11 protein-coding genes and 1 tRNA gene are annotated in these 12588 nt (G+C 74.5%); 7 read left to right on the plus strand and 5 right to left on the minus strand.

The genetic code is table 11. The features are described 5' to 3' along the window. Positions 1-15: 15 nt before the first annotated feature. The 5 genes from D7231_RS30030 to D7231_RS30050 form a co-directional block, all read right to left on the minus strand. Complete coding sequence (locus D7231_RS30030) at positions 16-1404, minus strand: GH1 family beta-glucosidase (RefSeq protein ID WP_120758763.1); 1389 nt, start codon at positions 1402-1404, stop codon at positions 16-18. An 80-nt stretch (positions 1405-1484) separates the two neighbouring features. Then, positions 1485-2297, minus strand: coding sequence for a carbohydrate ABC transporter permease (locus D7231_RS30035; protein WP_228774352.1), 813 nt, complete (start codon positions 2295-2297; stop codon positions 1485-1487). Positions 2298-2489: 192 nt separating this feature from the next. Then, positions 2490-3482 carry a carbohydrate ABC transporter permease gene (locus D7231_RS30040; RefSeq protein WP_120758764.1) on the minus strand — a complete coding sequence of 331 codons (993 nt, stop codon included), beginning with the start codon at positions 3480-3482 and terminating at the stop codon, positions 2490-2492. Beyond that, positions 3479-4861 (minus strand): ABC transporter substrate-binding protein, encoded by a 1383-nt coding sequence (locus tag D7231_RS30045; protein ID WP_391473567.1) that lies wholly within the window; start codon positions 4859-4861, stop codon positions 3479-3481. Before D7231_RS30045 ends, D7231_RS30040 begins: the two co-directional genes overlap by 4 nt. 159 nt (positions 4862-5020) lie before the next feature. Next, complete coding sequence (locus D7231_RS30050) at positions 5021-5614, minus strand: histidine phosphatase family protein (RefSeq protein WP_120758765.1); 594 nt, start codon at positions 5612-5614, stop codon at positions 5021-5023. A gap of 374 nt (positions 5615-5988) precedes the next feature. On the opposite strand from D7231_RS30050, the gene D7231_RS30055 reads away from it, so the two are divergent. From D7231_RS30055 to D7231_RS30085, 7 genes are all read left to right on the plus strand, one after another. Beyond that, positions 5989-6978 carry a phosphatase PAP2 family protein gene (locus tag D7231_RS30055; RefSeq protein WP_228774329.1) on the plus strand — a complete coding sequence of 330 codons (990 nt, stop codon included), beginning with the start codon at positions 5989-5991 and terminating at the stop codon, positions 6976-6978. Beyond that, a complete protein-coding gene (locus D7231_RS30060) occupies positions 6893-8131 on the plus strand; it encodes a hypothetical protein (protein ID WP_120758803.1) in 1239 nt (412 codons plus the stop codon). The genes D7231_RS30055 and D7231_RS30060 overlap by 86 nt, the downstream gene beginning before the upstream one ends. Continuing rightward, positions 8122-9663, plus strand: coding sequence for a hypothetical protein (locus tag D7231_RS30065; RefSeq protein ID WP_120758767.1), 1542 nt, complete (start codon positions 8122-8124; stop codon positions 9661-9663). Before D7231_RS30060 ends, D7231_RS30065 begins: the two co-directional genes overlap by 10 nt. Before the next feature lie 11 nt (positions 9664-9674). After that, positions 9675-11054 carry an AAA domain-containing protein gene (locus D7231_RS30070; RefSeq protein ID WP_120758768.1) on the plus strand — a complete coding sequence of 460 codons (1380 nt, stop codon included), beginning with the start codon at positions 9675-9677 and terminating at the stop codon, positions 11052-11054. An 84-nt stretch (positions 11055-11138) separates the two neighbouring features. Further along, positions 11139-11507: a hypothetical protein gene (locus tag D7231_RS30075; protein ID WP_120758804.1), complete on the plus strand. Its 369-nt coding sequence runs from the start codon at positions 11139-11141 to the stop codon at positions 11505-11507. 188 nt (positions 11508-11695) lie between these two features. After that, on the plus strand, positions 11696-12358 hold the full coding sequence (locus tag D7231_RS30080; protein ID WP_228774328.1) for a bifunctional DNA primase/polymerase: 663 nt from the start codon (positions 11696-11698) through the stop codon (positions 12356-12358). Positions 12359-12510: 152 nt separating this feature from the next. Continuing rightward, positions 12511-12584: transfer RNA gene (locus D7231_RS30085), tRNA-Lys, on the plus strand. Positions 12585-12588 lie beyond the last annotated feature (4 nt).

Here is a 12588-nt window from a genome sequence, read left to right on the forward strand (position 1 = left end):
CGGGCGGGACAGCCGCTAGTACAGCGGCAGCCGGCCCGTCCGGGCGACCTGGGAGTACCAGCGGGCGCTGGACTTGAGGGTGCGGGTCTGGGTGGCGTAGTCGACGTGGACCGCGCCGAAGCGCTTGCTGTAGCCGTGGGCCCATTCGAAGTTGTCGAGCAGCGACCAGAGGAAGTAGCCGCGGACGTCGGCGCCGTCGGAGATGGCCCGCCGGACGGCGTCCAGATGCGCGTGCAGGTAGGCGATGCGCTCGGGGTCGTGCACCGTGCCGTCGCCGTCGGGCTTGTCGTCGTACGCGGCGCCGTTCTCGGTGACCACCAAAGGCAGGCCGGGGACCTCCTCCGCGAAGCGGACCAGCAGGTCGTACAGGCCGGTCGGGTCGACGGACCAGTCCATGGCGGTCCGCTTGCCGGGCGGGCGGTGGAAGGCGACGCCGGCGGCGCCCGGCCAGGGCGAGGGCTCCGGGGCCTCGCCGGGCAGGCCGTTGTCAGTGGCGGCTGCTACCACTGTGGGGGTGTAGTAGTTGATGCCCAGCGAGTCGAGGGGGTGCTTGATGACGCCCGGGTCGCCGTCGTGCACGAACGCCCAGTCCGTGATGCCCGCCGTGTCGGCGAGGAGATCCTCCGGGTACGAGCCGTGCAGCATGGGCCCCGTGAAGATACGGGTGGCCAGGGCGTCGATGCGCCGCTGAGCGTCGATGTCCTGGGGGGCGTCGGTGAAGGCCCGGACGACGCCGGGGTTGAGGGTGACCGACACCTGGCCGTGGGAGGGCAGGGCCGCGCGCAGGGCCTGGGCGCCCAGGCCGTGGGCGAGGTTGAGGTGGTGGGCGGCGCGCAGGGCGGCCAGCTCGTCGGCCCGGCCGGGGGCGTGGACGCCGGAGCCGTAGCCGAGGAAGGCGCTGCACCAGGGCTCGTTGAGGGTGGTCCACATGTCGACGCGGTCGCCGAGGGCCTCGGCGACGAGGTGGGCGTAGTCGGCGAAGCGGTGGGCGGTGCCGCGCTCGGGCCAGCCGCCCGCCGTCTCCAGCTCCTGCGGCAGGTCCCAGTGGTAGAGGGTCAGGACGGGGCGGATGCCGTGTTCGAGGAGGTCGTCGACGAGGGCGCGGTAGAAGTCCAGGCCCGGCTGGTTGGGGTGGCCGCGGCCCGAGGGCTGCACGCGCGGCCAGGAGACGGAGAAGCGGTACGCGCCGATGCCGAGGTCGGCCATCAGGCGGACGTCGTCGGCGCGGCGGTTGTAGTGGTCGGTGGCCGTGTCGCCGGTGTCGCCGCCGAGGGTCCTGCCGGGGGTGTGGGAGAAGGTGTCCCAGATGGAGGCGGTGCGGCCGTCGGCGTGGGGTGCGCCCTCGATCTGGTAGGCGGCGGTGGCGGTGCCCCAGAGGAAGCCGGGCGGGAAGTTCACGGTCATCGGGTCTCCGTAAGTAGGTAGACGGCCCGGGAGGAGGGGAGAGCGGGGTGGGCGGAGGGGAGGCGGCGGCGCGGGGGCGGTCAGCCCTTGACGGCGCCCCGCATGATGCCGCCGACGATCTGTTTGCCGAAGAGGGTGAAGGCGAGCAGCAGCGGCAGGGTGCCCAGCAGCGCCCCGGCCATGATCACGGCCTGGTCGGGGACGTAGCCGCGGCCGAGGCCCGTGAGGGCCACCTGCACGGTCGGGTTCTCCTGGGTGAGGGCGATGATCGGCCAGAAGAAGTCGTTCCAGGCCTGGACGAAGGAGAGCATGGCGAGCACGGCCATCGCGGGCCGGGCGACGGGGAAGACGACGTGCCAGATGATGCGCAGGCTGCTGGCGCCGTCGACGCGCGCGGCCTCGACGAGCTCGCCCGGGAGCGCCTCCAGCAGGTACTGGCGCATGAAGAAGACGCCGAAGGCGCTGACGAGGGTGGGCAGGACCACCGACTGGAGCTGGTCGGTCCACTTGAGCTCGGCGACGACCATGAACAGGGGGACGACGCTGAGCTGGGGCGGCACCATCATGGTGCCGATCGTCAGGAGCAGCAGCGCGCCGCTGAAGCGGAACTTGAGCTTGGCGAAGGCGAATCCGGCGACGGTGCAGAAGAGCACCGTGCCGAGGGCGACGGTGCCGGCGACGAGCAGGGTGTTGAGGAGGGCGAGGCCCATGTTGGCCTCGGTCCAGGCGGTGGCGGTGTTCTCGGCGAGCCGGGTGCCGAACCAGAAGGGCGGCGGGGTCTTCGCCAGGCGCATGTTGTCGCGGGAGGCGGTGACGGCCGTCCAGACGAGGGGGAAGAGCGAGCCGGCGGTGAAGACGGCGAGCACGGCGTAGGTGAGGGGGCCGCCGTGCAGCTGCCGGCCGGCGCGGGTGCGGGCGGTGGCGGGGGTGGGTGCTTGCCTGCCCGGCCGGCGGCGGGAGCGGAGGCGGCGGCGCAGCCGGCGGAGCCTGCGGAGGGCCGCCGTGCGGGTCCGGGGCCGCCGCCGGGGGCCGGGGCCTTCGCGTTTCGGTCGTCCGGTCGTCGTGAGCGTCACGGCAGCAGCCCCTCAGTGGCTCTTCCTCAGCCGCCGCGCGATCAGCATGTTGGCCGCGGCGATCAGCAACAGGATCAGGAACATCGTCCAGGCGACGGCGGAGGCGCGCCCGAGGTGGAAGTTGAACCAGCCCTGTTCGTAGAGGTAGAGGCCGAGGGTCTGGAACTGGTGCGAGGCCCCGCCCTTCTGGCCGCCCGCCCCGCCGAAGAGCAGGGGCTCGCCGAAGAGCTGGGTGGCGCCGATGGTGGAGACGACGACGGTGAAGAGGATCGTGGGGCGCAGGGCGGGCACGGTCACGTAGCGGAACTGCTGCCGGCGGGAGGCGCCGTCCAGGGCGGCGGACTCGTACAGCTCGTCGGGCACGGCCTGCATGGCGGCCAGGTAGATCAGGGCGTTGTAGCCCGTCCACCGCCAGATGACGATCGAGGAGACGGCGATCTGGGAGCTCCAGGTGCCGTTCTGCCAGTCGACGGGGCTGATGCCGAGGGAGCCGAGGGCCCAGTTGACCATGCCGTAGTCGCGGCCGTAGAGGAGGACGAAGACGAGGGTGGCCGCGGCGACGGAGGTGGCGTACGGGGTGAGGAGGGCGACGCGCCAGAAGGTGGCGGCGCGCAGCCGGTAGTGCAGGAGGTGGGCGAGCCAGAGGGCCATCAGCAGCTGGGGGACGGTGGAGAGGACGCCGATGGTGAGGGTGTTGCGCAGGGCGTTCCAGAAGAACGCGTCGTCCAGCAGCCGGACGTAGTTGTGCAGGCCGACCCACTCCATGTGGTCGGGGGAGGCCAGCTCCACCCGGTGCAGCGAGGCCCACCCGGTGTAGATGAGGGGGAAGAGGCCGAAGGCGCCGAAGAAGAGGAAGAAGGGGGCGACGAAGGCGTAGGGGGTGTAGCGCACGTCCCAGCGGTAGAGGCGGCTGCGCCAGGGGCCCGGGGCGCCCCTGCCCTGCGCACGGGGCGGGCGGGGCACGGGGGTTCCGGCGGCGGCCGGGGTGCGGGCCGTGGCCGTCATGCGTCCACCACGTTGTCGATCTCCTTCTGCGCCGCCTTCCAGCCGGCGCGGGGGGACTTGCCCTGCTGCTCGACCTGGGGGATGCCGACGTCGGTGAAGGCGGTGCCGATCTGCTGCTCCTTCGGGCCGATGACGAGGGTGGGGATGGCGCGGGCCGCGGCGGAGAAGATCCGGCCGGTGGGCGCTCCGCAGAAGTAGGGGTTGCGGGCGTCCCGGACGAGGGGCATGGCGTAGGAGGCGGGGGTGGAGGGGATGCTGGCCTGCCGGCCGAAGAGCTTGGCCTGCTGTTCGGGGGCGGTGAGCCAGGCGGCGAGGGCGGTGGCCGCGGTGCGGTGCCGGGCGGCCTTGGGGACGGTGATGAAGGAGCCGCCCCAGTTGGCGGGGCGGGGGGCCGCGGCCACGTCCCACTTGTCCGCGCCCTCGGCGCCGGCCTTCTCCTTGATGTAGCCGAGCATCCAGGGCGGGCAGGCGACGGAGGCGAAGCGGCCGTTGGCGTAGGCCTGGTCCCAGGGCTTCTCGAACTGCTTGAGGCGGGCGGTCAGGCCGCCCGTGGCGGCCTGCATGGCCAGGTCCCAGGACTCCTTGACGGCGCGGCTGGTGCGGTAGACGGGCCGGCCGCGGTGGTCGTAGTAGCGCTCGGCGTGGGCGTGGACGGAGGCGTTGTAGATGCCGGCGGCCGAGTCGGTGAAGACGGTGCCTGCGGGGGCCCGGGCCATGTACCGCTTGCCGGTGTCGATGTACTTCTGCCAGTCGCCGGCCCAGAGGCGGCCCACGCTCTCGCGGTCGGTGGGCAGGCCGGCCTTGGCGAAGAGGTCCTTGCGGTAGCAGACGGCGATGGGGCCGATGTCCGTGCCGAGGCCGATCGTGCGGCCGCTGCGCGTGGTGGCCTGGTCCCACTTCCAGGGCAGCCAGTCGCTCCGGCGGACGCCCTTGACGCGGGAGAGGTCGACGAAGCGGTCGGCCTGGGTGGTGACGACCTCGTTGATGTTGCCCGTCTCGACGGCCTGGATGTCGGCGAGGCCGCCGCCGGCGGCGAGGTGGGTGAGGAGCTGCGGGTAGTAGGCGTCGTTCCGCTCGATCACGCTCTCTTTGATCGTGATCCCGGGGTGCAGCCGTTCGTACTCGGCGTAGAGACCGGCCTGTTTGTAGCCGAAGACGCCGAAGGTGCCGACGGTGACGGTGGTACTGCGGCCGCCGGCGCCGCTGCCGCCGTCCTCGCCGGTGCGGGCGTCCTCGGCGCAGGCGGCGAAGAGGACCGCGGCGAGCGTGGCGGCGATCCCGGCGGCCGCCTCGCGGCGCCGCGAGGGACGGCTCACGGCGCGGGGGCGGTGTGCCTGCGGGGGCCCGTTTCCGTCGCGCTGCCAGGTGCCATCGCTCACTGCCCTTTCCTCCGGGGCGCGGCTCCGCGGAGGTACGCCGCGCCGCGCCCAGTCCCGGCATCCGATCATTCCCTCGGACGAGGCGATCATCGCTCCGGCCGGGCCCTCCTCACCCGTAGGAGGGAGCTCGCGCGGGGGCGCCCGGGCAGGGCGGGGGCGTCAGGCGAGGTGGCCGGTGTCGTTCCAGCGTTCGAGCGCCGGGGCTCCGTAGGCCCAGCCGAGGATGGAGAGCGAGGTCGGGTCGAGGCGGATGCGGGAGCCGAAGAAGATGTCCTCGCCCAGCCAGCGGGCCGCGATGGTGCGCAGGATGTGGCCGTGGGCGAAGACCAGGACGTCGCGGTCGGCGGAGCGGGCCCACTCGACGACCTCGTCGGCACGGGCGCTGACCTCGGCGAGGCTCTCGCCCTCCGGGACGCCGTCGCGCCAGATCAGCCAGCCGGGGCGCTGCGCCTTGATCTCGGCGGGGGTCATGCCCTCGTAGGCGCCGTAGTCCCACTCCATGAGGGCGTCCCAGGTGGTGGCCCGGTCGCCGAAGCCGGCCAGCTCGCAGGTCTCGTGGGCGCGCAGCAGGGGGCTGGTGCGGACCTCGGTGTCCGGCAGGCCGTTCCAGGGGGCGCGGTGCAGGCGCTCGCCCAGGAGCTTGGCGCCGCGCCGGCCCTCGTCGAGGAGCGGGATGTCCGTGCGGCCGGTGTGCTTGCCGGACAGCGACCATGCGGTCTGTCCGTGCCGGGCCAGCAGGATCCGCGGTGCCATGACGCGCCCCTTCATCAGTGTTCGGTGACATTTCCAACAGAAATCATCACAGAGCGCCGCACCGCACTAAGGATTTCAAAAGAACGGCGACAGAAACGATCTGCTCGCCCTCCATCATCGCTCACCCGCCGAGCGGCCCCGCTTGCAGTTCCTCACACCCGGCACAGGCAACCCGGGCCTCGGCCGAAGCGTCTCCCTCCCCGCACCCGTCCGCAGGGCAGAGCACGCGGCACAACGAGCGGCATAACACACGGCGGAACAGCGGGCGAACCCGGAGCGTCCGGGAAGTCGCGGGGCGGTGTGCGATCGATGCGACGTACACCGTACGGTGGCATGCGCGCTTGTTGGCCGACGGACAAATGGAGAGCGTACGGATGTACCGCACCGCACCGCTTCGGAAGCGGCCGCGCTGGTGGACCGAGCTGCCGCTGATCGCCGTGGTGTACGGGCTGTACTCCGCCGGCCGGCTGCTCGTCCGGGGCACTGTGGAGCCCGCCGTCGACCACGGCCTGGCGATTCTCGATCTTGAGAAAAGCTTCCGAATAAACTTCGAGCACCCGCTCAACCGGCTGTTCACCGAGCACCCGGCCCTCGGCATACCCGCCGATTTCGCGTACGCGTCGCTGCACTATCTGCTCACGCCCGCGATCCTCATCTGGCTCTTCCGGCGCCGCCCCGCCGAATACCGCCTCCAGCGCAGCTGGCTGATGATCTCCACCCTCATCGGCCTCGTCGGGTTCACCCTGCTGCCCACCTGCCCGCCCCGGCTCCTCGACGCCGGCGAGGGCTTCGTCGACACGATGGCCCAGTACTCCTCGTACGGCTGGTGGGGCGGCGACGCGAGCGCCCCCCGCGGCCTCGGCGGGATGACCAACCAGTACGCCGCGATGCCGAGCCTCCACGTCGGCTGGGCCCTGTGGTGCGGCGTCGTCCTCTGGCGCCAGGGCCGCACCCCCTGGGCCAAGGCGGCCGGCGTGATCTACCCGCTCGCCATCGCCCTCGTCGTGATGGGCACCGCCAACCACTACTTCCTCGACGCCGTCGCGGGCGTCGCCGTCATGGTCGCCGGCCTGCTGCTGGCCAAGCCCGCGCTGCGCCTGGCCGACCTCGTCAAGAGCCGCCTGACCGGCGCGGGACGCGGGGAAACGGCCGGGACGCCCGCGAATGTCAGTGCCGGGTGCGAGACTTCGGCGGGTACAGCGCTTCCCCGGGCGGCGGCCTCCCGCCCCGCCGCAGGAGACGGCCGTCCGGGAGCGCCGCAGCGACCCCTCGAGGCGGATGCCAGTGACCAGATCCCCCGACAGCCGGCCCACGGCAGGGCCGGCGAAAGCCGCACCGGCGACACTGCGGCAGCGGCTCGCTGAGCTGCGCGGGCCGGGCAGCACGCCGCGCCCGCTCGACGCCCGCGCCCTCGCGGCCCTCGCCGCCAACCCCGGCTGCCGCCGCCGGGTCCTGCTGGACGGCGCCGGAGTCGACAAGTCCGCTCTGGCCCGGGCCCTCGGCGCGCCAGCCGCCTCCGGGCAGTCGCAGTTCGCGATAGCGCGCGGCCACTCCTTCGAGGCCCGCGCCAAGGCCGACGGGGGCACGGAGCTCGTCCGGCTGCTCCATGAGCAGCTGCGCGACGGCACCGCGGCCCCCGAGCCCGGCTCCGCCGACGTCCCCGACCTGACCGCCGGCGGCCCCGAGGGCCGCACCGCCCGGACGGCGCTCGCCCTGCGCGAGGCCACGGCCGCCGGCCGCTGGGCGCTCCTCGACCACCCGCTGCTCGCCCTCCCCGTGGCGGGCGCGCCCGCCTTCCTCGAACCCGACGCCGTGGTCGTCCACCCCGACGGGACGTGGACGGTCGTGGAGATCAAGTCCTTCCCGGTGATCGACGGCGCGGCCGACCCCGGCAAGGTGGGCGCCGCCGCCCGGCAGGCCGCCGTCTACGTCCTCGCGCTGGAGGAGCTCGCGGCCCGGACCGGCGACGGCGACCCCGCGCGCGTGCGCCACGAGATCCTGCTGGTCTGCCCCAAGGACTTCGCCAACGTCCCGGTCGCCGGGCTCGTCGACGTCCGCAAGCCGCGCGCCACCACCCGCCGCCAGCTCGCCCGGCTCGCCCGCGTCGAGGACATCGCCGCGGAGCTGCCCGCCGGCACCACCTTCGACCTGTGCCTCGCCGACGACGGCAAGACGGCGCACAGGCCCGCCGGGGAGCTCGCCGCCGCCGTCGAAGCCGTCGGCGCCGCCTACGCACCGGAGTGCCTGGCCGCCTGCGAGCTGGCCTTCCACTGCCGCGCCCGGGCCCGGGCCGAGGGGTCCGTGGCCACCCTCGGCCGGGGGCTGCGCGGGGAGCTGGGCGGGCTGACGACGGTGGAGTCCGTGCTCGCCGCCGCGCTCGGGGACGCTCCCGTGCCCGAAGAGGCGCCCGGCGGTGCGCCTGACCCGACCGTCGTCGCGCTGCGCCGCGCCGCGGCCCTCCGTGCGGAGGCCCTGGCCCCGCCGCTCACGGGAATCGAGGCCGCCGCATGTCGCTGATCACGACGCTCGCCCGGCTGGAAGCCGTACGGGACGGGCGCGCGCAGCCCCTGACCACCGTGCGCCACCGGCATCTGGCCGAACAGCCGCTGGTGTTCGTCCCGCTGACCACGGCGGGCGAGGCCGGCGCCCCGCTCGGCGCGCTCGTCGGCACCGAGCGCGAGCGGCCCCGGCTGCTGGTGGTGCCGCAGCCGCGCGACCGTGACCTGCGCTTCGCGTTCCTCGCCGAGCTGGCCGAGGAGATGCTGCCCTACGTCGAGGGGTTCGCCGAAGACATCACCCTTGAGGAGCGCAAGGAGACCGACCCGGAGACCGGCAAGAAGGTCACGGTCCAGGCCGAGCTGTGCGCCGGGGCGCCGCAGCTGCTGGTGCCGGGCGCGGCGGGCGTCTCGTACGTCCGGCTGCTCGGGCGCTCCATGCGCTTCCGCCGCACCGCGGAGCAGGACCCCGACGCACCCCACCCGGCTCCCCCGCGCGTGCCGCTCCTCGGCCGCTGGCTCACCCACTTCGGCGAGCGCGCCCGGGTGCCCGGCTCGTCGCTGCTGCTGCCGATGACGGAGCTCCTGGGCCGCCACTGGGCCACCGGCCAGAGCAGTCTGGAGGACCAGCACCTGGGGGCGCTGCTCGCCTGGATCGACCCGCCGGAGGGGCTGACGGGAGCGGAGGCCGCGCTGCGCGCGGAGCTCGCGCGCGACGCGGCCGGGCAGCTGCTCCACCCGCCCGCCGGCCCGGCCACCGACCCCGCCTTCGACAACAAGCTGCTGGCCCCGGCCGTCGCGCGCCACGACGCCGGGCTGCCGGGGGCCTCGAAGGAGATCCGCGCGCTCCTGGAGACGCAGCTGCGTCCCACGTGGGACGCGGTCTGGCGCGGCGTCGACCTGCTGCGGGCGCTGCCCGAGGGAGTGCGGGCCGGCGAGCGCTGGAAGCGGGACCGCTGGTCCTACACCGCGCACCGCGACCGCGTCCGGGCCGGCGAGCCGCCGCAGCCCCGGCGGGACGACGCGGTGACGGCCGCCCGCAAGCTCGCGGCGCGGGAGGCGGCCCAGGCGCAGCTGGAGGCCCAGGAGGCGCTGGACGATCCGCTGGTGATGGCCGGGCGGCGGCTGGCGGGCGAGGCGTTCACGGGGGAGGTCACCGAAGTGGTGATGGAGTACACGGAGGCGAAGGTGCCGCGGCCCAGGCCGCTGGTCACCGTGCGCACGGACGACGGCCCGTATCTGGCCGAGGGGGCGAAGGTGCACCGCGTCCTGCCGGGCGGCAAGGCGCAGCCCGGCGAGTTCGCGGGGCACGTGCCCGGTGAACCGGGGGCCCTGACGGTGCGTCTGACGGGCGGCATGGGGCGGGGCCGGGAGCCCGAGCCCGGTTCGGTGCCGGAGAAGGGGGACCGCGTGTGCTGGACGCTCTTCGAGCACGCCCCGCGCGGCGGCCCGGAGCTGCCGGATCCCGAGCGGACGCCGTGGACGCACGGCGGGCCGCCCGGCGAGCCGGCGGCGGAGCTGCCCGATCCCGTGACCGCGGAGGACCTGCTGTGAGGACGCCCACGATGCACCCGGAGAACGCGGGGGCGGTGCCGCCGCAGCGCGGCCGCGCCTGGGACCCCGGCGCGGCCGCCGAGGACGTCACCCGCCGGATCCTGCACGACACCCTGCACAGCCCGGAGCGCGGCGTCGTGGTCGACTCGCCGCCGGGCGCGGGCAAGTCGACGCTCGTCGTCCGGGCCGCGCGGGAGCTGGCCGCGGCGGGCCGCCCGCTGATGGTCGTCGCGCAGACCAACGCCCAGGTGGACGACCTGGTGCTGCGGCTGGCCGCGAAGGACCCCGAGCTGCCGGTGGGGCGGCTGCACAGCAGCGACACGAACCCGTACGACCGGGCGCTCGACGCCCTGCCCTCGGTGGTGACCTCCCCGAAGGCCGCCGCGCTGGCGGGGCTGCCGGTCGTGGTGTCCACGGCCGCGAAGTGGGCGCACACGAAGGCCGCCGAGCCGTGGGGCCACGCGATCGTGGACGAGGCCTACCAGATGCGGTCGGACGCCCTGCTCGCCGTGGCCGGGCTCTTCGAGCGGGCGCTGTTCGTGGGCGACCCCGGGCAGCTGGACCCCTTCAGCGTGGTGGGGGCGGACGGCGTCGCGCAGTGGGCCGGGCTGTCGTACGACCCGTCGGCGAGCGCGGTGAGCACACTGCTCGCCCACAACCCGCGGCTGCCGCAGCACCGGCTGCCGGTGTCCTGGCGGCTGCCCGCGTCCGCCGCGCCGCTGGTGTCGGCCGCCTTCTATCCGTACACGCCCTTCCGCAGCGGCACGGCCCACGGCGACCGGCGGCTGTCCTTCGGCGTGGCGTCGGACGGCTCGGGCCCGGACCGGGTACTGGACGAGGCGGCCGTCTCGGGCTGGGGCCTGCTGGAGCTCCCCGCCCGGCACACGCCGCGCACGGACCCGGAGGCGGTCGGCGCGGTCGCGCGCGTCGTGCGGCGGCTGCTGGACCGGGGCGGGGTGACGGTCAGCGAAGCGGGGCCGGATCCGGTGCCGCTCACGGCCGCCCGGATCGCGGTCGGCACGGCCCACCGCGACCAGGCCGCCGCGGTCCGTACGGCGCTGGCCGGCCTGGGCGTGCAGGGCGTCACGGTCGACACGGCGAACCGGCTCCAGGGCCGGGAGTTCGACGTGACGGTCGTCCTCCACCCGCTGTCGGGCCGCCCGGACGCGACGGCCTTCCACCTGGAGACGGGCCGCCTGTGCGTCCTCGCCTCGCGGCACCGGCACGCGTGCATCGTCGTGTGCCGCGCGGGCGTGGACCGCCTCCTGGACGACCACCCGTCGACGGAGCCGGTGCAGCTGGGGGTGACGGTGAAGTTCCCGGACGGCTGGGAGGCGAACCATGCGGTGCTGGCGCATCTGGCCGAGCACCGGGTGGCTTGGCGCGGGTGAGCCGCCGCGGCGAGGCCGCCGAGGGGCGCTCTTGCGGTGCGCAGGACAATGGAGGGCGGTGCAGACGATCCTGGAGGTATGTACATGTCCGAGCCGCAGTCGGCTCCCGACGCGGGTCCGAGCGACCGGCCGCGTCGTCTGAAGCCCGCGCAGCTGCTCTTCGAGCCCCCGGAGGCGGTCGCCGACCCCGAGCACTTCTTCGATCTGGAGTCGATCGAGGACCCCCGTGAGCTGCTGGCCCGTTCCACGGAGCTCGCGCTGGCCTTCCGTGCCGCGGCCGACCGGGCGACCGAGTTCCAGGCCGTGGCGGCGGCCCAGCTCGCCGACCCCCGGCGCTTCGACCGCCTGTCCACGGCCGTGATCGCCGAGCGCGCCGAGTGGAGCGAGGACTATGCGAAGAAGATGGTCGAGTTCGGCCGTGACCTGCTGCGCGGCGGCGGGACCGAGGAGTGACCGGCGCCGCTTGAGGCGCGCCGCACCCCGGTCCGGGGCCCCCTCGCACCCCGGACGGCCCGTGGTCACCACGCCGACCATGGGCCGTTGGCATATGCGGCGCGCAAAATAGCGCACCGCACCCCGCGCTGTCCCGACTTCCGCAACTACCCGGATCCGCTCCGGCCGCACCGCTGAGCATGGGCGCCATGACCTCTCGGCAGTACGACCCGCGCGATCCGCTCATCCGGCCGTTCCCCCGGCACGGCGACGCCCCCGGCGCCTCCGGCGTCCCCGGCGTCTCCTCCCGGCTCCCCGGCACCGCCGCCCACGTCACGCTCGCCGGGGCGGACTGGCTCGCCTCGGCCAGCCCCTTCCCCCGGAGCGTGCACGCGCTGTGGATCGACTGCCCGGCCAGCCCGGTCGTGCTGCCGTGCGGCGTCGCGTTCGACGTGGTCAGCGCGCCCGCCCTGTTCGGCCGCCGGGTGCTGGACCGGTTATGGGAGAAGGGGCCGGGCTCGGGCCCGGTCGCCGCCCAGCGCGGCCGGCTCCAGCTGTTCGCGGCCCCCGGCACCGCCCAGCGCCTGCCCGCGCTGCTCGGCTGGGAGGAGTGGGCGCGCGCGATGCCCCCGCTGCTGTGCCACGGCGCGGGCGACACCGTGACCATCCCCCCGCTCTACCCCCCGGGCCCGGACGAGCCCGCGCCGCCCGTCTCACGCTGGGTGGTCGCCCCGGAGGTGCGCCACCCGTGGCTGCCGAACGCGGAGGCGCTGCTGTGGGCGTGCGTGCGGGTGGCGCGCGCGGAGGCCGGCTCTCCGCTGGCGGAGCTCCCCCGCCGTACGAAGGGCCGTGCGCCCGAGCCCGCTCTGTGAGCTGCCGCCCCGCCCTGCCGCCCGCCCCGCCGCGCAACCCCCCGTGTGGCCCAGGCCACCCCTCTGACCTGCACAACCACCCCCGTGGCCCGCTGAAACATCCGGATTTTCGTTCCACCCGATCAGGGTGCTAAAGTCTTCCCTGTCAGCAGGCGCCGCTAGCTCAGTTGGTTAGAGCAGCTGACTCTTAATCAGCGGGTCCGGGGTTCGAGTCCCTGGCGGCGCACAGA

It is taken from the genome of Streptomyces klenkii, from assembly GCF_003626645.1.
GTDB lineage: Bacteria > Actinomycetota > Actinomycetes > Streptomycetales > Streptomycetaceae > Streptomyces > Streptomyces klenkii.